The following is a 19,524-nucleotide window of genomic DNA, read 5'->3' as shown; positions in this document are numbered from 1 at the left end:
CGGGATTTATTTTAAAACATCAAATGTATACTGCCAGGCATCCCTCAGGATAACGGGGTCGTCCACCGCTTTCACGTCGGGCTGACCGGATCCGTCCAGAAGAACAAGTCGTATGCTGTGATCCCGGTTTTTCTTGTCGTGGCTCATCAGGGTAACGAGTCTGCCGCTTTCCGTGGTGTAATCTGACAGGTCCAGATTGTAAATATTTTTCAAAGTCAGCAGGGGCTGATCGGATAATTCGGATTTTTTATCCGGATTGAAAAGTCTGGATACGAAAAGTGCAGCAATCATACCGACATATACGGCTTCACCGTGATTGGTATTGCGATAGTTATCCAGTGTTTCCAGAGCATGGGCGAACGTATGCCCGAAGTTGAGCCAGGCACGCCTGCCTGCCTCCCTGGCATCACCGGCTACAATACCGGATTTGATCCGGACTGAGTTTTCGACAACACGTTCCAGCAGGTCAGTGCTTCGGGTGCCGGGATCGGCGAGATCAGAAGCGTCGCCAAGCAGTTCCGGCCGGCTGATATAGCCGTATTTAAGGATTTCGCTGATTCCGCAGAGCCATTCCCGCCGGGGAAGGGTTTCCAGGAACCGGGTGTCAAAAAGTACGGCCTGCGGGTGGTAAAAGGCGCCGATAGTGTTTTTCCCGAAAGCGTGATTGATTCCGGTTTTGCCCCCGATGGCGCTGTCTACCATGGAAAGCAGCGTTGTCGGTACATGAAAAAGCGGCAATCCTCTCATCAGACAGGCGGCTGCGAATCCGGCAAGATCACCAGTCACTCCGCCTCCGATGGCAACAAGCGGTGTATTTCGCCTGAGCGGTCCGGAAAAGGCGAAATCAATGATTTCTTCCCACTTTTCGGTGCTTTTCGATGATTCTCCGGATGGAACCGTGAACCAGCGGGACGAACCGGCAGGAAAGGTTTTGCTGATCAGGTCTTCGTGCAGCCTGCGCACGTTCTCGTCAATAATTATGAGCGGACGTGAATCTGCTGCGGCGGCGTGCTCAGCCCCTGCCTCAGCCCAAAGTGCGGAGAGGTTATCAAAAAGCAAAAAGCGGCAATGATGCTTGTCATTGATGCTGAGACCGGGCAGTTCTTTCATATTCTGACAGGTGTTTCAGGATTTCTTCGGTTGTTTGTTCGTGGGTCCATCCGGGCTTCACCGTAACGGTAATGTCAGCTTTCCGGTAGACCGGTTCTCTTTGTGCCAAGAGTTCGCGTATGCGTTTCATCAGGCGGTCATCATCCGGCATTTGACCATCATCATCAAGCAGCAACGGTCTGTTGGTGTTTCTTTTCAGCCGCTCAAAAAGTGTTTGCACGGGTACATCAAGAAATACAGTTACTCCGTCATGGGCAGTGATCCGGCTTCTGATTTCAGGCTGGGCGAATGCTCCGCCGCCCAGTGCAAGTACAAGCGGTTTGACACTGAGCAGCTGGTTAAGGCAGGTTCTTTCCAACTGCCGGAAGTAATCCTCCCCGTCTTCACGGAAGATGTCACGGATCTTTTTGCCTTCCAGTTTTTCGATTTCGTCATCAAGATCGCGGAAAGCCGCCCCGGTCCTCGATGCAACTTTGCTTCCAAGAGCACTTTTTCCCGAACCCATGAACCCGGTAAGCACGATCAAACGATGATAATTCATGTGTTAAAATATTTGATTACTAAGATCACATCATCACCAAAACCGTGTCAGATGAAGAAAAGGTGTATCCGGATTTTCGCTATGTCACGGGCACTATATAAAAATGTAAGATACGCAAAATTCAGGAGCCGGCCATCTCCGGTTTGGACGGTGTAACCAGCTCCACACGTTCATTGGTGACGGTTGCCGCTCCGGGCTGTGCACCCTTTGGCTTGCGGACATGCTTGCGCTTTGCCATCATTACGGGTACCAGGGATGAGCCGGACTGCCGGGAGTAGGCCGCTGCAAATGAGGCAGCCTGCAATAATGTCCGTTCATCCGGCCAGCCTTGATCCCCGCCATTGCGTACAATGACATGTGACCCTGCCGCACCGCGGACATGCATCCATATGTCCTCCTTGTGTGCCATTCTGAGCATTTCGTCGTTGCTTTTTGCGCTTTTGCCAATCCAAACCTCGTAATTGCCGGCCCGGACAGTGCGATAAGGCCGGGCTTCCTGTTTCTTCCCAGTCGCGGCGAGTCCAAGCTGCTGAAGGCGGTCCGTGTTTTTTTTGAGCCATTTTTCAAGAGCCGACGGATGATCCAGCTGCTCAAGTTCTTCGAGACGGTCGGAAATCTCTTTTTTTTGTGTTTCAAGCTGCTTCTTCTTTGTTGCGGACATGGCGATCTCTTTCCGGATGGAAGCAGCCTTGTCATAATACCGCTGCGCCTGATCGATCAGAGTCATCCCGGGGATCACCGCCACATCGATTTCATTTCCGTTATCCGCCCAGTCAGCAATGGTGATTTTTTCTTCGGAGGCCGGTACTGCGGCATCAGGCCTGCTCATCAGCAAATGTCCGTAATGCTCAAGCGTATCCGCCTTTTTCCGCCGCTCCGGCTCTTTACTGAATTGTTCCTCCTGTTTCTGCAGGCCTTGCAGCCGTTTCCGGAGTTTTTTCACCAGCTCGTTTTTCCGTGGAAGCAGGCGCCAGTCCCGGTTTCGGGCGATATGAAGTGCCCTGACGGCATCATTGACTGAGTCAAATGTTTTTTCCGGCGGATGCGACAAGCATGAAGGTGGCAGCAGGCTGATGTTTCCTTCCGCGGTAATGGACACCTGGCCGGGACTGTAAAGTTTTTTCTGAAGATCCCGGATGTGATTTATCAGCTGTTCATCACTGCATTCATCCAGGCGAAACACATCGCTCACATCAGTGATGATTCCGCGCGGAAACCGTTTGTCAACAGTAATAATTTTTTCTTTGACTGACCGGGCCGGTTTAAGAGCATCAGGTTGTGATTCAGATACCGGAGGGTGCGGTTTTGGTGCGGGTTTTCCGGACATGCCTGCATCATCTTTGAACGAGGATATGATGATATCGTCCTTGACGAGAAAAACATTGGGGCGGCTGCTGAATGGTTTGAAAATCAGATGGTACGGGCCTGATTTGAATGAAACAGATATCAGCCGGTCGGCATCCGACATCATTTCGATCGTTTTGACAGTCAGTCCGCTGATTTCCGGGAAAAAAGATGCGGCATTGCGCATGGGTTTGCCGGTTCTTGAATCCAGAAAAAGAGCAGTACCCGGTGAAGAAGCGACAAAAGAGAGTTTGCCCGTTTCTTCCGGCGAAAGAAAGAAATCGATACGGTCTTTCTGAAATGAAATAACTTCGGTAATTTCCTTGTCCGAAATTTTGTATCTTAGTTCTGCAGCTAATGAATTAAGTGTATAAAAATTATTCATAGTTATTTATAAAGGCGTAGAAGCGTTTTCAACCTAAAAGAGGGCGTAAATATGAATTATCCTATTTTCAGTTCACTTGTCAACCAGATTGAAACCCGTCTGGCCAGTCGTTCTGTGCATGTGGACCAGTTTCGGTTATGGAATGAAGAGAAAATCAATGCGACCGGACTTGAGATAGGAATGGATTTATCAGACAGCTCACGGACAGTCAAGCGTGTAGTTGTGAATCTGGACTGGGACAAGTTCCGCGAGGCCAATCTGGCGAAAAACTTACCCGGCATGGAGAAGCATCCTTTGCTGAAAACGGATACATTCACGAAAAGCAACGTTTCCCCTTATATTGATGTTGAAACTATCTGGCACATTGACGAGCAGGTTTTGTATGACCGTCTGGACTCTGCAGTCGGGAACCGTCGGATTGAAGCGGCCAGTCAATGGATGGAGTTTATTAACAAGGAGTTATCAATAGTTCTGAATGACGGCAACCTGATTACCCGCTGGCATGTCGACATAGAAGGTGATATTCACGGAAGGTATGTCACCGATATGAGCCTCATATCCTACATGCAATACCATCTAGATCAGTTTTCATCACTGAATGACATTCATGCGTATCTGGAGCAGAATATACAGCTGATATTTCAGCGAACAGGCAAAATCATCAGGATTGCTTCCAGAACGGTAGAGAAAGCCGCCTGACCGCCGGAATTTTGTTAAGCTGAAAGATACAAGCGGTTTTAGTCTCAGAGTCAGTTATTAAAAAAGCAGGATTATCCTCACTGCACGGATAATCCTGCCTGATTGAAATAACGTCCGGGTATTATCTACCGCTTTTTGTGACGGTTTTTTCTGAGTCTCTTCTTTCTTTTGTGCTTTGCGATCTTAGCGCGTTTTCGTTTTTTTCCGCTTGGCATACGTATTCCTTTTTTGTTTCTGATTAATGAAAAAGTTCGTCATGATACCGGTCAAGATAACCCTGAACCACGCCTTCCCACTCTGATCCTTCTGCAAGAGCATGTGACCTGTTGAGAAAACCGACACTTTGATCGGTTTCGCCCATCTGGTGAAGCAGAACCCCGAGATTAAAATTGGCACGAATGTGATCGGGATGATCATCCAGCGCCTTCTGCAGAAGACGATACGATGATTCGGGTTCCAGCAGGGTCATATAGACCACAGATAAATCTGTCAGAATATCGGGATTATCGGGATCATTTTCACGGGCATTTTGGTACATTGTGCGGGCATTTGATGCAAGATGCTTTACTTTTTCGTCATCCTGTGCAGCCCGTGAGCTTTGAAGAAAAAACGTGCCGGCTTCTTTCCAGTCATCAGACTCACCGGTGAGTGAAGCCCGCTGATGAGCCCATTCCGCAGCCCGGTCATATTTTCCGGCTTCAGAGTAAATTCGGATAAGCTCTCCCATATAGGGCAACCGTGTTCTCTCCGATTCAAGAGTGTCCAGTGCACTGGTAACGTAAGCTACCCTCTCCTGATCCTCCTGGCCAAGTTCGGGGTTTGCCGGTGCCTCTTCATAACCGGAAGCACCTGCAAGTCCGGTATCCCTGGCGGGAGCATCATACCCGGAATCTGCCTCTCTGGAGTCCAGCCAGATAACAAAGGCCAAACCCCCGGCAGTTGCCAGGGCCACACTTAATAAGAACCAGCGATTGAACATGATCAGACTGCGTATTTATTATTCCCGAAAACCCGGCCATCTGCTGCAAGCATAAACCGGACATCTGCAAAAGATAAGGGAAAATGTCCAAAATACGTAACTGTCGTAAGCCTGATGCCGCTATTTGTTCAAGCTGTTGTTTACGGCCTGTTTGAAATCCCTGGAGACTTTGAGGACAGGAACATGCTGTTCAGGAACAGTTACCTCTTCATTGGTTTTCGGATTCCTGGCAATTCGTTTGGCACGCTTAACCACCTTGAAGCTGCCAAAACCGCGTAGCTCGATATTCTCGCCACGTTTCATTGATTCAATTACCGTATTAAGAAAACCGTTGACTACCGCTTCGGTCTCGATTTTAGTGATTCCCGTGTTGGCCGAAATTACTTCGACGATATCTGCCTTGGTCATATCTTTGTCTGTTTGGTTGGGTATATGGAATGTAATTAACTCGTGTTGCAAGACTTACGATAATTGTAACAAATTTTGCGGATGAGGGTTCCCGTTCCGCACAAATCTTTGAAAAAAAATTGGATAACCCTGGCCCAACCTTTTTAACTGTGAAGAAAAAGCCCTATAATTTTGTCATTGTCCGTCCATGCTAACCTGCAGTCCCTCTGAAAAACGAGTGCGGGTCCGGCCTTTTCTTTCATGTCCACGCACATAAATAACAAGGCATTATGGAGATTTTTGAAAAAATCATATACACCTTAGACGAACTGGTATGGAACACTCCGGAAATCATGCCGGTAATGGTCATTGCCCTTCTCAGTTTCGGATTATTCATCACCATCAGACTCGGTTTTATACAGGTCCGGAAATTCCGCCACGGATTGCGGGTCCTCTCCGGGCGGTATCACGATCCCAATGACACCGGAGATGTCAATCATTTTCAGGCACTGAGTACGGCGCTTTCAGCAACGGTTGGCATTGGCAATATCGCCGGAGTTGCCCTTGCCATCCACTTCGGAGGGCCGGGAGCGCTGTTCTGGATGTGGCTGACTGCGGTTTTCGGGATGGCCATCAAGTATGCCGAATGTACACTGGGTACCATTTACAGGCGGACCAATCCAGACGGTTCTGTTTCAGGCGGGCCGATGTATTATATTGAGCGTGGACTGGGTAAAAAATGGAAGTGGCTCGCGGTCTGTTTTGCCACTTTTGCCGTGATCTGCTCCTTTCTCACCGGTAATGGAGTTCAGGCCAATACCGTCGCTGACACTATGGACAGCGCCTTCGGAATTCCAAAGGTATTTACCGGCCTGTTCACGGCAACGATGGTAGGACTGGTCATCATCGGCGGAATCAAACGGATTGGCACTGTCACCGCCCGGCTTGTGCCTGTAATGGCCCTGCTCTACATCATGGGTGCCATCATCATTCTGATTATTCACCATGCGCAGCTCATTCCTTCCATAGTGCTCATTTTCACATCCGCCTTTTCTCCGGAGGCCGGCGCTTTTGGCATTGGCTCAGGTGCTTTCATGATGACTTTTGTCTGGGGAATCAGGAGAGGATTGTTTTCCAACGAAGCGGGTCAGGGCTCCGCTCCGATTGCCCATTCGGCGTCCAAGACAGACCAGCCGGTGCGGGTCGGTGTTGTGGCTTTGATGGAGCCATTTATTGATACTCTGGTCATTTGCACGATGACAGGACTTGTCATTATCACCACCGGTTCATGGGATTCGCATCATCCGGCCCATCTCAATCTGAATCATCAGGAGATTACCTACATCAACCCGGATGATCAGGATACGGAGCCGGAATATCTGGAGATCACCATTGAATCCGGGCTTCCGGTAGATGGCGAAATGCATTACTACGGTTTCCCTGTCGACACCATATTCACCGATGAATCACGGACGCGCCTGTTTTACGGCCGGATTGAAGTGCAGGAAGGCATAGCCGTGGCCTATGATGCTGATGACGTGCCGCAAAGCCATGTGCACAGCGGTGTTATAGAAAATGGGGCACCGCTGACTGCCGCTGCGTTTGAGCGCGGACTGGCTCCGCTTTTCCCCGGCGGACAATATCTTGTTACGCTTGCCGTCCTGCTTTTTGCCATCTCCACTTCCATCAGCTGGAGTTATTACGGAGACCGCTCCATTCAGTATCTTTTCGGGGACCGCTCCATTTTTTATTATCGTGTGATGTATCTGATAATGCACTTTGCCGGAGCGATGGTAACCCTTGGTCTGGTGTGGACATTCGGAGACATCATGTTAGGTCTGATGACATTCCCCAACCTTATCGCACTTTTCGCATTATCGGGGGTAGTCTACAAGGCGACAAAAACCTATTTTGATAATCCGGAGATGTAGCCTGCCTCCGGTTTTTCCATCAATAACTCATTCATTCACTTTTGTACCAAAATCATTCCAATTATTTATGACGTTCAAAAACGTAACACTGGTTGATCATCCGGTGGTTGCCCGGGATCTGACTGTACTTCGAAACTGTGAAACCCCTCCCCCCGTTTTCCGGTCAGCCTTGAGCAGAATTGCCATCATACTGGCCTACAACTCTTTAAAAGGGCTCCCCTTGAAAAAAGTTGAAGTCGAAACGCCCATCCAGAAAACCGACGGATATGAAATTGACACTGATGTTGTCGTGGTGTCGATACTGAGGGCCGGACTGGGCCTGGTCGATGCCGTCATGCAGTTTATCCCTGAGGCAAAAATCGGACATCTGGGTATGTATCGTGACGAAATCACGCATCAGCCGGTCGATTACTACTCCAAGATTCCTGAAAATATCAAACAGGCCCAGGTGCTGCTGGTTGATCCGATGCTCGCAACCGGAGGCAGTGCAACCGATTCCATCACCTTTCTCAAGCGCAAGGGAGCCAAAAATATCCGCTTCATGTGCCTCATCTCTGCCCCGGAAGGAATAAAGCGGGTTCAGGATGAGCATCCCGATATTTCCATAATTACGGCCGCCATTGATGAGCGGCTGAATGATGATGCATTTATCGTTCCGGGACTCGGGGATGCCGGTGACAGAATATTTGGTACCATCTGACCCGTTATGGTAGTAAATGTTCACTCCACTTTTGTGTTAAATCCCGCAGCGTGACTACCAATTACAGACATATTGTGCCGGTTCTGCTTATTTCCGTGCTGGCAGGATGGGCGGCCGGGTGTACCGATCTTTCCGATTATGACCGTGAACGGATGGAAGATGCCATCTCAGACTCGCTGTTGTCTGTTACCGAATCACGTACGATCAACATGGATCTGATTGAAGACGGACACCGGATAGTATCGGTACACTCCCCCTATGCGCTTACATTCACACGTGACGGCGAAACCGAGACCGAACTGCAGGATTCTGTCCACGTAACCGTCCTGGATACACTTGGGGGCGTGAAAACTACCGTTGTCAGCAAATCGGCACGATATCTCGGAAGAAAATCCGAATTTCATTTCAAAGATGATGTTGTTGTTGAAACTGACGAAGGGAGGCGGCTTTTCACCGATTACCTGGAATGGTCTCAGCGCGATCAGACGATCCACAGTCCCGATTTTGTAATCATTGTGACCCGGTCAGACAGCATAACCGGATACGGACTGGACGGCACCGATGACCTGCAGGATTACCGGCTTTCAGAAGTCACCGGTGAATTTGAACTGGAATCCAGCCCTGCCTCTGCCTCTGACTCTGATGCCGATTCCGATTCCGAATCTGCCTATGAAACTGACTGAGAATGATGGCCATTACTTAACACTGAATTTCTGCAATTATTCATGAATACATTTTCCGCACATCGAATTTCCGGCCTCATACCGGCACTGCTGCTGGCGGTGATGATCGCTTTGCTGCCCGGCCCGCATGCCGAAACGGCAGAAGCCCAGAACCGGGTCCGTATTCTGCAATCAGACCAGCTGGAAGGAGTTACCACAGAAGATGGCAGGATCAGAAAACTCACGGGAAATGTTAAGCTCCAAACCGACGACTTCACCATAGTCTGTGACAGTGCCATGCAGTATCTGGATCTCGATGAGCTCCGCGCTTTCGGCAATATTGAAATCGAGTCCGACCGTGAGCGCATCTGGTCTGACAAGGCCACGTACGATCTGGATTCTGAAATCACTCATTTCGAGGGCCGTGTCATAATGCAGTCGGAAAACGCCTTGCTGTTCAGTCAGGAAGTTTTCTACAGCTTCGCCACTGAAATCGCCCTTTTCCCGGAATATCTGCGCCTGGAGGATGAACGCGGGGTACTTGTGGCCGACTCAGGCTACTACTACAATGCTCTGGACAGTGCCATTTTCAGGGGAAACGTGCAGGTGGCCGATTCGCTGCAATACATTGAAGCAGACAGCATGTTCACCAACCGGGCGGACGAGTATTACGAGCTGCATGGCCGGGTATTTCTGGATGACCTGGAACACCGGACACGACTCATGGGTCAGTTTGTGCTTTCCGACTCTACCGGTTACCGCCGCGTTGAGGGCGGAAGCAGGATGCGGCGGATCAATGAAGAGCAGACCGACACCACCTTCCAGTGGTCAGAGTGGATGGAGGTCCACCAGAAAGATACGATCAACACCTTCACAGCCTATGAAAATGTCCATATATGGTCAGATTCATACAGCAGCCTGTCAGACACGGCTGATTATGATGACCTGACTGAAAAGTTCATCCTGACAGGCAATCCCAGGCTTTGGTACGATGAAATGCAGTTGTCCGGCCCTTACATTCTGATTCAGGTGGAGGATGACAGTGTGCGATATCTGAGGGGCCACGACCGGCCCTTTGCCGTACAGCGTGATACAGCCATTGACCGCCTCAATCAGATTACCGGGGATACACTCTACATTGAGTTTCAGGAGGGAACGGTATCGTTTATGGATGTCTTTCCCCAGGGAAATGTCCTGTACTTTGTCAAGGACTCAGACGGCAATCCTGACGGTGCCATCGAGATGACGGCTGATTTTATAAAACTGCTTTTCGGAGGCGGCGAGCTTGACGATGTTATTGCAAGGCGCAATGTAGACGGCACATTCCATCCGGAAAACCCCGATGTGGAAAACAAGAGGATAGACGGTTTTGTGTGGGAACCGGAGCTGCGTCCGCAGCGTCCCGATGAACCCATGGAGCCCCGTCTCCCTCCCATCCCGGGTGGGCGGCCATTTGAGCTGCCTGACCGCTATCCCGGAGAGAATGGAGTTAGAAACAATGCTGCAGAGCGCGAAACTGAACCGGCGTCCCGATAATCAGGCCGACTCTTCCATCTCTGCGGTTTCTTTCATAATGCGTTCCTGGATTTCGTGCGGAACCGGTCCGTACTCATGGAACGTCCGGGTATGAGTCGCCCGGCCCTGTGTCATGGAGCGCAGATGGGTGGCGTAACGATACAGTTCCGCAAGCGGTACCAGGGCTTTCACCTTCTGAAATGTTCCTTCCGAGTCCATGCCCTGGACCTGGCCGCGGCGAGTTGAAAGATCACTCATCACATCGCCCATAAACTCTGCCGGTACAGTCACTTCCACTTCATATACCGGCTCCAGCAGCTGCGGTTTCGCTTCCAGGAATCCTTTTTTGAAAGCCATCAGGGAAGCTGTTTTGAATGCCGCCTCGTTGGAGTCTACCGTGTGCATGGATCCGTCATAAACAGAAACCCTTACATCACGGGCGCGGCATCCCGAAAGCGGTCCGTTTTCCATTTTTTCCATAACTCCCTTCAGGATGGCCGGCATAAAACGGGCATCGATCACACCTCCGACGATACAGTTCTGGAAAATCAGCTTTCCGCCCCATTCGAGGTCAATTTCCTGGGTGTCCCTGACCGATACATCGGGAGTCGGCGGCATGCCCTCTTCGTAGGGTTCCAGATAGAGATATACTTCACCGTACTGACCTGCACCACCGGACTGTTTTTTGTGGCGGTATTGCGCCTTAACCGGTTTTGTGATGGTTTCACGATACGGAATCCCCGGTTCATAGAATTCAGGATTCAGCTTGAAGCGGTTTTCAAGCATGTTCTTGACAACATTCAGGTGCTCTTCTCCTTGTCCGCTCAGAATAATCTGATTAAGCTCCATGCTGTTTTCAACATGCAGTGAAGGATCCTCGCGCTGAATCTGGTTCAGTGCGGATCCAATCTTCTCCTCTTCTCCTTTTTCTTTGGAACGGACGGCCATTCTCTCGGTAGGCTCAGGATAGTTGACTTTTGAAATTCCGATATCAAGACTTTTGTCACGCAGAGTATCTCCGACATTGCCATCTTTAAGCTTCACAACAGCGCCAATATCACCGGCTTGTACTTCCTGAATGTCCACCCGTTTACCGCCCTGTGTCAGAAACAGGTTACCCAGACGGTTGGTCGAGCCTTTGGAGTGGTTGATCATGTCTGTGCCGGCCTTAAGCGTACCGCCATACACCTTGAAAAACGTCAGGTCACCGACATGCTCCTCTGAAATGGTTTTAAAAAGAAATGCCAGCGGCTTTTGTTCGGTATCGATGGTGAGCTCATTTCCGCTGTCATCGGTGTCGGGATTGGCTTCAAGAGGATTCGGAAGGACATTGTCGATGAATCCCATCACACGGCCGGAGCCCATATTTTGTTCGGCTGACAGGCAGAACATCGGAAATATCTGGCGGTTCATGATGGACTTTTTAAGTCCTTCCACCATTTCGTCTTCATCGAGGTGTCCTTTTTCAAAATAGAGATCCATGAGCGATTCGTCGTTTTCGGCGATGGACTCTACAAGATCGTTGTGCTGAAGATCGGCCTGGCTTTTCTGTGAATCTGCGATGGGCAGCTTGTCCGGTTTCCCGCCGCCTTCGGCAAATTCGTACATCTGCATTTTCAGGACATCAATGATGGTGTTAAAGCTTTCGCCCTCTTCGTACGGATACTGAACCGGTACCACTTCCCTTCCGAACCGCTCCTTGCAGAGATCCAGTACAGCCTGATAGTTGGAATTCGGATGGTCTATTTTATTTACTATGAAAAACGCCGGTTTGTTCATATCGGCGACGATGTTCCAGAGCACTTCGGTTCCTACTTCCACCCCGTGTTCGGCATCCAGTACGAAGACGGCTGCGTCGGCTACTTTGAGTGCATTGACAACTTCACCGACATAATCGGCGGTACCCGGTGTGTCAATCAGATTGATTTTGGTTCCTCTCCAGTCGAGGTGCATGAATGAGCTGAATACCGACTTCTGTTTTTCCTTTTCGATGGGGTGATAATCAGAGACCGTATTGCCTTCCTCTACACTCCCTCGCCTTTTCGTGGTACCTGATTCAAAAAGCATGGTCTCTGCGAGGGTGGTTTTGCCGGAACCGGAATGCCCCAGCAGAGCGATATTTCTGATTTTGTTTGGCTTATACACATTCATGGGCTATACTCCATTTGAGTTAACGTCGCTTGTTCATCATTTCAGACGAATTGTCAATAATTTCATTTTAATCTGATCGCCTGGTATAATTATTTTAAGTAATCACAGACATGTAACATGTCAAAGTAACTTTTTGGGAACCTTTTGGCAATAAGAAGCAGCAAGCAAATGCAATGAAACGGATACTAATTCTTCACACCGGCGGCACCATAACGATGCAACTCCATGAAAGTAAAAAAGATGGAGAAAGCGGTGAGTCATCCTTCAACCTGAATTATTTTGACGAACAGGTGCCCGGTTTGCAGGAAATTGCCCATGTGGAGTCACAAACGCTGTTTCTGGAAGACAGTGCAAATATGACTCCGTCGATGTGGGTCCAGCTGGCACAGGCCATTGCCAAAAGGTACGATGAGTTTGACGGGTTCGTCGTTCTTCACGGGACCGACACCATGGCCTGGACGGCGTCGGCCCTCTCTTTCTGCTTCCGCAATCTGACAAAACCTGTCGTATTTACAGGCAGTCAGGTTCCGTTGAGCAACCGGCGGACAGATGCCCGGCGAAATCTGATCAATTCCGTGGAACTGGCCACACTGTATATGCCTGAGGTCTGTATCTGCTTTAATGACCGTGTGTACCGCGGCAACCGTGCTACAAAACTGAGCATTGGTGATTTCGATGCCTTTGCAACACCCAACTATCCGACCCTGGCAGAGTTTGGTGTCAGACTGAGCATCACAGAACAATACCGCCCTGCATCGGGTACTTTCTGGGCCGGTCCGGGCTTTAATCCATCCCTCCGTCTGATTACCATGTATCCCGGAATGAACAGCAGGGATGTCGTGCCAAAGAATTCAGATAGTGCACGTGCCCTTGTTATCGAGGCTTATGGCAGCGGCAATCTTCCGTCCGGCAAAAACCATACGTTTATTCAGGATATTGACCGCTACATTTCCGCGGGTGGTATAGTTGTCATTACCTCCCAGTCAATTTATGATGATGTGGATCTGGACAAATACGAGGGCGGACGCAGGGTGCGTGATATAGGCGCGCTGGGTGCCGGTGACATGACAACCGAAGCATGCGTCACGAAAATGATGTATCTTCTTGATCATTACCATGATATTCATGTGATCCGCGAGCAGTTTCGTGAAAACCTTGCCGGAGAGCGCACACACTGACATACTGACATCAGAATTTCAACCGCCGACCCAAACAACCGACCATGTATTTTGTTTTTGATATTGAATCCATTCCGGATATACCGCTTCTGAGATCGTTGATCGACAATCCGCCGGAGGATGACAAAACGCTGCTTGAACTGGCCGGCGAAGAGTTTGGCCGGGGGAAATCCGGATTTCTGCCCCCCATGTATCACCAAATGGTCTCCTGGGTCGGGCTCTGGGTTACATCCGGCGGTGAGCCAAAGCAAAAAGTGGCATGGAGCGGGAAAAATGAGCGGGAAGGGTTGCTTTCACTTGTTGACTCGCTCACCACCTACAAGGATTTTGGTGTGATTCACCACAACGGCAAGGGATTTGACCTGCCCCTGATCAATTACCGGGCACTGAAACACGGACTTCAGCTACCGTCGCGGCTGAACGCCCATGACATCCGTTACCGGTTCAGCAAGCAGAACGTGGATCTTATGGATGAGTTCAGCAACTTCGGAGCCAGCAGCTATCCCAGGCTCAAGCATATAGGTGCGCTGGTCGGCATACCTCTGAAAGTGACAGGGGAAGGCGATGAGGTGCTCGAAATGTATCAAAATGGTGAACTTGACCGGATCGAACACTACTGTTATGAAGATGTGATGGCAACCTATCTGATTTGGCTCCATCTTCAATATACATGCAATTCTCTCAATGAAAGTGACTTTCAGAATCTGCGAAGGCGCGCTCTGAGCAAACTGGAAGAAATCCAGAATGAAGCAACCTGACCCACCCTGCAACTATTATCAATGATATAAACAGATCTATGAACAGAAACATCATACCATTTTACTCATCCTTGCTGCATGTTATTTCTGTAATAGTGATTGCGGTTTTGACTTTCGGCCCGATGACGGCGGTGTCCGCAATCTTGCCGGATACAAGCGAACAGGACCAGGAGCGTCCGCTCATCAAAGAGATGCTGCATCTGGGACCGGTTAATTATTTCAGCCCGGTCTTCCATGATGATCCTGCCATTGACGGAAGCAAATGGGATGCAACTGAAATACTGTTATCCGATCTGATGGATTACGATGAGTGGCAGCCCCGGGAAGGGTTGCCCGTAGCCTGGTCGGATGGCCAGCATCCCGAATGGACAGCACATACACTTGCAGACAGTATTCTTGTTCTGCCGGGTGCTACAAAAGAGCATCACAACATCAGCTGGTCTGCAGTGTATTTGTCCAACGACCGTTTCATGCCCGCATCCATCACGCTCAAAAGTGAAGGCATGATCCGTGCTTTCTTAAACGGAGAAGAGATTGCAGTAAAAAATCATACTGATACAGAAGACGGCGCCGAAGCCGGATCGGTGAACGCAAATGTCAACTTGCGTCAGGGAACTCAGCTGCTTCTGGTGAAAACCATGCATCCGGCCGCTGAAAACAGTTCCGGTTCCGAAGAAGAGCTGCCGGACTGGACGCTTGAGGTTCAAGTGGATGCCGGTGAGCATCAGCATCGTATTGCATCCGTTATAGTTCCGGAACGCCATGTAATGCAGCGGGACCTGTCGAACGCACCGCGTCCGGCCGGAGTTTCGGTCAGCCCGGATGGTGACCTTGCCGCTGTTCATGTCCGGCGCGACCTCCCTCCTGACGGCACACCCGAGACGCATATCGACATCCGGAATATTCCTGAAGGCACCATCAGGCACCGGTTTGCCGGCGGTATGGATATCACGGGAATGCAATGGCTCCCGGAGGGGCTCAGGTTCAGCTATACCGAAGCAGGAAATGATGGTACCAATTTGTGGGTGATCGATCTTGAAACCGGTGAAAAAGAGCGCATACTTAAAGATGTTGAAGATTTTGCCGGTTACCGCTGGTCTCCTGATGCTTCCTATGTCATATACAGCGTCACTGAAAAACATGACCCTGGACGGGATGGCGTCATTCACTACCGGGGGTTGCAGGACCGGCGCCCGGGCTACCACGACCGCAGCTTTCTCTACAAGCTGAATGTCGAACAGGGATCTACAAGGCGTCTCACCGCCGGACTTCTTTCCACTACCCTCAACAGCATCCATCCTGACGGGAAAAAAATCCTCTTTTCGCGCAATCACGAGGTGTATGATGAACGTCCTTACGGTGAGACTGAATATATCATCCTTGATCTGCAAACGATGCAGACCGACTCCCTTTTCACTGTAAAATTTGCCGGATCAGGCCAGTTTTCACCGGATGGTGACCGGATCCTGATTACCGGCGGGCCAGGCACTTTTGGCGATGAAGGTGTGAACATTCCTGACACCCTCCTGCCCAACGATTATGACACCCAGGCCTATCTGTATGATCTGGAAAGTCGCGAAATTACATCCATAACACGGGATTTTGATCCGGAAATCACAGGTGCTTCCTGGGATGAGACCGGTCGGTATATCTATTTCACGGTAACCGAAAAATCGTACAGAAATCTGTATCGTTACGATACAAGACGCGAGCGGTTCCGTCTGTATGATACCGGTCCGGATGTGGCCGGATCTCTGGACCTGGCCGAAAACAAGGCTGTCGGAGTGTTTACCGGTTCGGGTGCTTCGGACACTCCGAAAGCATGGACCATTGACTTTACAGACCGGAGTCCGTCAGCCACGGTTCTGTACGATCCCGGAGCAGAGGCCTATCAGCATGTGGCATTCGGTGATGTCCGGGAGTGGACCTTTACCAACAAGTGGGATGAAGAAATCGACGGGCATGTTTATTATCCGCCGGATTTTGACGAAGACAAGGAATATCCCGTCATCGTTTACTACTATGGCGGAACTACGCCGGTTACCCGGGCATTTGCCGGACGCTATCCCAAGGAGCTCTACGCTGCCAAAGGATATCTGGTGTATGTCCTGCAGCCCAGCGGGGCAACCGGGTTCGGCCAGGAGTTTTCGGCGCGGCATGTCAATGACTGGGGTGAAATTGCAGGAGAGGAGATTATCACAGGCGTTGCGGCATTCCTGGATGATCATGCCTATGCCGACCGTGAGCGTGTCGGCGCCATGGGCGCTTCTTACGGCGGTTTTATGACCATGTATCTTCTGACACAAACCGACCTTTTTGCCGCGGCCGTTTCGCATGCCGGAATCAGTAATCTGGCCAGCTACTGGGGCGAAGGATTCTGGGGTTACCAATACAGTGGTGTAGCCACTGCCAACAGCTTCCCCTGGAACCGGCAGGATATATATGTCAACCGAAGTCCGGTCTTCCAGGCTGATGACATACATACTCCGCTGATGCTGGTAACCGGGATGTCAGACACTAATGTCCCGCCCGGTGAAAGCCTTCAGATGTTCACAGCGCTGAAGCTGCTCGATCGGGACGTTGCATTCATAGCCGTCAAGGATCAGGATCACCACATACTCGATTACAAAAAGTTTATCCGGTGGAAAGAGGCCATTATTTCATGGTTCGACAAATGGCTCAAGGATGAACCGGAGTGGTGGAAAGAAAATAAAAGCGATTTTGAGTAAACCGTAACAAAAATGACCAGGTTCGATATGAAAAAATGGATTACTGCTGCCATTGTTTTGATACTGTTTGTTCCATTCAGCCAAAGTAAGGCGCAGATCGGAGAAAACCTCACCGACTGGAGTATCGACCTTTCCGGAGGTCCCACATTTGGTCAGTTTACCTTTGATTCCAGGGTCACTGCCCAGGGCGCACTGGGCGTCCGTTATGCGGTTAATCCTGTGTTTTCCCTCTATGGGCATGCCGGCATCGGACGTTTCAAGGCCGATGATGCAATTATGGATGAATCCGGTTTCACCAATAATTACTACACCGTCGGACTGGGCGGCCGGGCCAATCTGCTGCGCATGGTCACCGGGGTGAACAGAGTCACAGAGCAGTTTGGTGTGTACGGACTGGCGGGATTGGGACTGATCCGAAACAGTGTCGATGTGGCCGACACAGACATCCCCGGTTTCCCGGGCAGAAACTTTTCAGGCAATGCCATGCTTTACCGTCTCGGAGGCGGGCTGACATACCGCATCAGTCGCAGAGTGGATGTTTTTATGCAGGTGGATCTTAACCATTCCGACAGTGACCTTCTTGACGGGTATGAGCGCGCTCCCGGCAGCGGATCTACAGGCCTGCTGAGCGGCGGCGATTCCTATATAAACACAAGCGCCGGAATTTCACTTAAACTTGGCAGAAGCTCGGTCCGGCATACGGAATGGCAGCGACAGGATCACCGGACTACGCACTTGACTTATGACATGGATGACCGTCTTCAGCAGCTGGAGCAGGAACAGGAGCTTGCTGACGTTGCCATGGAAACCATAAACGAGCGGCTGCTGTCGCTGAGTTCATCCCTTAACGACATCACCAATCAGTTGAACACCGTTTACAACCAGCAGTTCATGAGACAGTACGACCAGATCGACAGCCTGGCAATCCGCATCAATGTGCTGGAAGAAAAACTTGAGGATTTGTCAGATGAAATACCTGAAGCGCAAGCCAATACAGGTGATGAAACAACATTTTTCATTGTGGCCGGTGTGTTTGAAAGCCGGCAAAACGCGGAGCTTCTTCTGGAAGATGTGCGTGCCGAGGGATTTGGAAATGCGCAGATTGTTCAGGATCAGGTAAACAATTTCAATGTAGTTACTTACAGTCAGCATTCCACGCGCAGCAGCGCGAATGAAGAGCTTAACCGAATCCGAAGCAATGTCAATCCGGATTCATGGATTTATGTGAAGTGACCGGTTGATTCGGGTTGGTCAGGTTTGACGTGGCGTTTCGGTGAAATCTGTCTCAAGACGGTAAATGAGACCGGAAATCTGTCGGGCAATTTGCGAAGCTGATGCGCAGCGCCCTTTCTCCGGGTTTTGTGCTGTTGATGCAAGCGTTTCACTCACACATGTCTGAACGGTATTCATTATAGTTACCGGTTCATATCGTTTATTTACGAGAAGTGATGAAATACCGGCAAGAGTGCGTTGCAACTGATTTCTGCTGATTTCCGGCTGGCCAGTTTCACCATTCAGGTTTTTTTTAAGGTCATGAACAGCGAATTCTGTTTCTGAAATACTGCCTTTTTCTGCACAGAGCTGCATGGAAACGGTATAACCGCTGATTTCTTCGGACCGGTCAATGTAAAATCGGGGTGATCTGCCATAATTCCACTCCCAGCTGGTGTAACGGTTCCTGCGAAGTGATTCCACCTCCCTGTTGTCCGCTTCTCCCGGCGTCCATGCGTCTTGCAGTCCGGACCTGCCTGTCAGTCCTTCCGTCAGATAAGTACGGAATTCAGAAATATCCATCTGCTGATCAAGAAAACCGCTGATATTTGCTACCCGGCTTCGCACAGATTTATGACTTCGGGAATGCACATCTTTATTTTGCACGGTCAGCAGCTCATCCAGCTGATCAAGCGGGGCATCAAAAAGCAGGGTGCCGTGGCTGATCATTCTTCCCCTGGAAGAAAACTGGGCACTGCCGGAAATTTTACGTCCGTCCGCGAGGATATCATTACGGTCGTTCATTTCTGCCGGCACTCCAAGCTGCCGGAGCAGCTGCACAACCGGTTCGTTGAAAAAACGAAAGTTATGGAGGCGATCCGTTTTATAGTCGGTAATAAAGCTGAAGTTCAGATTGCCGGGATGGTGAAATACGGTTCCTCCGCCGGAAATTCTTCTGAGCACAGGGATATTATTTCGGTAAGCGAAGCCAAGATTAATCTCTTCCAGCGGATTCTGATTTCTGCCCAGGACGACAGAGGCCTCGTTGCAATAGAGCATCATGTAGTTCCTGTCCGCCAGATTGCGAAGCGCGTATTCCTCAAGAGCCAGATTGGCATCCGGGGCGGTCTGATGGTTATTAAAAATATAAGTCCAGTCGTGAATCATTAAAATGATCAAAGGTCAGGGTGACGCAAGGCAAGTATATCCAGCAGATGTGGTATGTGTAAAGATAACAAACTGC

At 50.0% G+C, this 19,524-nt stretch carries 16 protein-coding genes; 9 read left to right on the top strand and 7 right to left on the bottom strand.

Annotated features, from left to right (window positions below):
• Positions 1-6: 6 nt before the first annotated feature.
• From aroB to NATSA_RS06725, 3 genes are all read right to left on the bottom strand, one after another.
• A complete protein-coding gene (aroB, locus tag NATSA_RS06735; RefSeq protein WP_210511248.1) occupies positions 7-1,110 on the bottom strand; it encodes a 3-dehydroquinate synthase in 1,104 nt (367 codons plus the stop codon).
• Positions 1,079-1,651 (bottom strand): shikimate kinase, encoded by a 573-nt coding sequence (locus NATSA_RS06730; protein WP_210511247.1) that lies wholly within the window; start codon positions 1,649-1,651, stop codon positions 1,079-1,081. Before NATSA_RS06730 ends, aroB begins: the two co-directional genes overlap by 32 nt.
• 121 nt (positions 1,652-1,772) lie before the next feature.
• Positions 1,773-3,380, bottom strand: a complete 1,608-nt coding sequence (locus NATSA_RS06725; RefSeq protein WP_210511246.1) for an NFACT RNA binding domain-containing protein — start codon at positions 3,378-3,380, stop codon at positions 1,773-1,775.
• A 51-nt stretch (positions 3,381-3,431) separates the two neighbouring features.
• Here NATSA_RS06725 and NATSA_RS06720 point away from each other — a divergent pair, with 51 nt between their 5' ends.
• Positions 3,432-4,079 (top strand): hypothetical protein, encoded by a 648-nt coding sequence (locus tag NATSA_RS06720; protein ID WP_210511245.1) that lies wholly within the window; start codon positions 3,432-3,434, stop codon positions 4,077-4,079.
• 238 nt (positions 4,080-4,317) lie between these two features.
• Here NATSA_RS06720 and NATSA_RS06715 read toward each other — a convergent pair whose 3' ends face one another.
• Together NATSA_RS06715 and NATSA_RS06710 are read right to left on the bottom strand one after the other, a co-directional pair.
• Positions 4,318-5,058 carry a tetratricopeptide repeat protein gene (locus NATSA_RS06715; protein ID WP_210511244.1) on the bottom strand — a complete coding sequence of 247 codons (741 nt, stop codon included), beginning with the start codon at positions 5,056-5,058 and terminating at the stop codon, positions 4,318-4,320.
• 120 nt (positions 5,059-5,178) lie between these two features.
• Positions 5,179-5,517 (bottom strand): HU family DNA-binding protein, encoded by a 339-nt coding sequence (locus NATSA_RS06710; RefSeq protein ID WP_272491753.1) that lies wholly within the window; start codon positions 5,515-5,517, stop codon positions 5,179-5,181.
• A gap of 218 nt (positions 5,518-5,735) precedes the next feature.
• On the opposite strand from NATSA_RS06710, the gene NATSA_RS06705 reads away from it, so the two are divergent.
• The 4 genes from NATSA_RS06705 (at position 5,736) to NATSA_RS06690 (ending at position 10,274) form a co-directional block, all read left to right on the top strand.
• Positions 5,736-7,376, top strand: coding sequence for an alanine/glycine:cation symporter family protein (locus NATSA_RS06705; protein WP_246481728.1), 1,641 nt, complete (start codon positions 5,736-5,738; stop codon positions 7,374-7,376).
• 67 nt (positions 7,377-7,443) lie between these two features.
• Positions 7,444-8,076 (top strand): uracil phosphoribosyltransferase, encoded by a 633-nt coding sequence (gene upp / locus NATSA_RS06700; RefSeq protein WP_210511242.1) that lies wholly within the window; start codon positions 7,444-7,446, stop codon positions 8,074-8,076.
• 50 nt (positions 8,077-8,126) lie between these two features.
• Positions 8,127-8,759, top strand: a complete 633-nt coding sequence (gene lptC, locus NATSA_RS06695; RefSeq protein ID WP_210511241.1) for an LPS export ABC transporter periplasmic protein LptC — start codon at positions 8,127-8,129, stop codon at positions 8,757-8,759.
• Positions 8,760-8,801: 42 nt separating this feature from the next.
• Positions 8,802-10,274: an OstA-like protein gene (locus NATSA_RS06690; protein ID WP_210511240.1), complete on the top strand. Its 1,473-nt coding sequence runs from the start codon at positions 8,802-8,804 to the stop codon at positions 10,272-10,274.
• Here the strand turns inward: NATSA_RS06690 and NATSA_RS06685 are convergent, their stop codons facing one another.
• Positions 10,275-12,404, bottom strand: coding sequence for an elongation factor G (locus NATSA_RS06685; RefSeq protein ID WP_210511239.1), 2,130 nt, complete (start codon positions 12,402-12,404; stop codon positions 10,275-10,277).
• Between the two features lie 173 nt (positions 12,405-12,577).
• Between NATSA_RS06685 and NATSA_RS06680 the strand changes: the two genes are divergently transcribed.
• The 4 genes from NATSA_RS06680 to NATSA_RS06665 are packed head-to-tail and all read left to right on the top strand — an operon-like array spanning position 12,578 to position 18,302.
• Complete coding sequence (locus NATSA_RS06680) at positions 12,578-13,582, top strand: asparaginase (RefSeq protein ID WP_210511238.1); 1,005 nt, start codon at positions 12,578-12,580, stop codon at positions 13,580-13,582.
• Between the two features lie 44 nt (positions 13,583-13,626).
• On the top strand, positions 13,627-14,340 hold the full coding sequence (locus NATSA_RS06675) for a ribonuclease H-like domain-containing protein (RefSeq protein WP_210511237.1): 714 nt from the start codon (positions 13,627-13,629) through the stop codon (positions 14,338-14,340).
• Between the two features lie 38 nt (positions 14,341-14,378).
• Positions 14,379-17,069: a S9 family peptidase gene (locus tag NATSA_RS06670; RefSeq protein WP_210511236.1), complete on the top strand. Its 2,691-nt coding sequence runs from the start codon at positions 14,379-14,381 to the stop codon at positions 17,067-17,069.
• A gap of 12 nt (positions 17,070-17,081) precedes the next feature.
• The gene (locus NATSA_RS06665) at positions 17,082-18,302 is read left to right on the top strand and encodes an SPOR domain-containing protein (protein ID WP_210511235.1); all 1,221 of its coding nucleotides are present in this window, start codon (positions 17,082-17,084) and stop codon (positions 18,300-18,302) included.
• A gap of 18 nt (positions 18,303-18,320) precedes the next feature.
• Here NATSA_RS06665 and NATSA_RS06660 read toward each other — a convergent pair whose 3' ends face one another.
• Positions 18,321-19,448 carry a lipoate--protein ligase gene (locus NATSA_RS06660; protein WP_210511234.1) on the bottom strand — a complete coding sequence of 376 codons (1,128 nt, stop codon included), beginning with the start codon at positions 19,446-19,448 and terminating at the stop codon, positions 18,321-18,323.
• Positions 19,449-19,524: the final 76 nt, after the last annotated feature.

Source organism: Natronogracilivirga saccharolytica, from assembly GCF_017921895.1.
Classification (GTDB): Bacteria; Bacteroidota; Rhodothermia; order Balneolales; family Natronogracilivirgulaceae; genus Natronogracilivirga; species Natronogracilivirga saccharolytica.
This window is presented reverse-complemented; position numbering and strand designations above follow the sequence as displayed.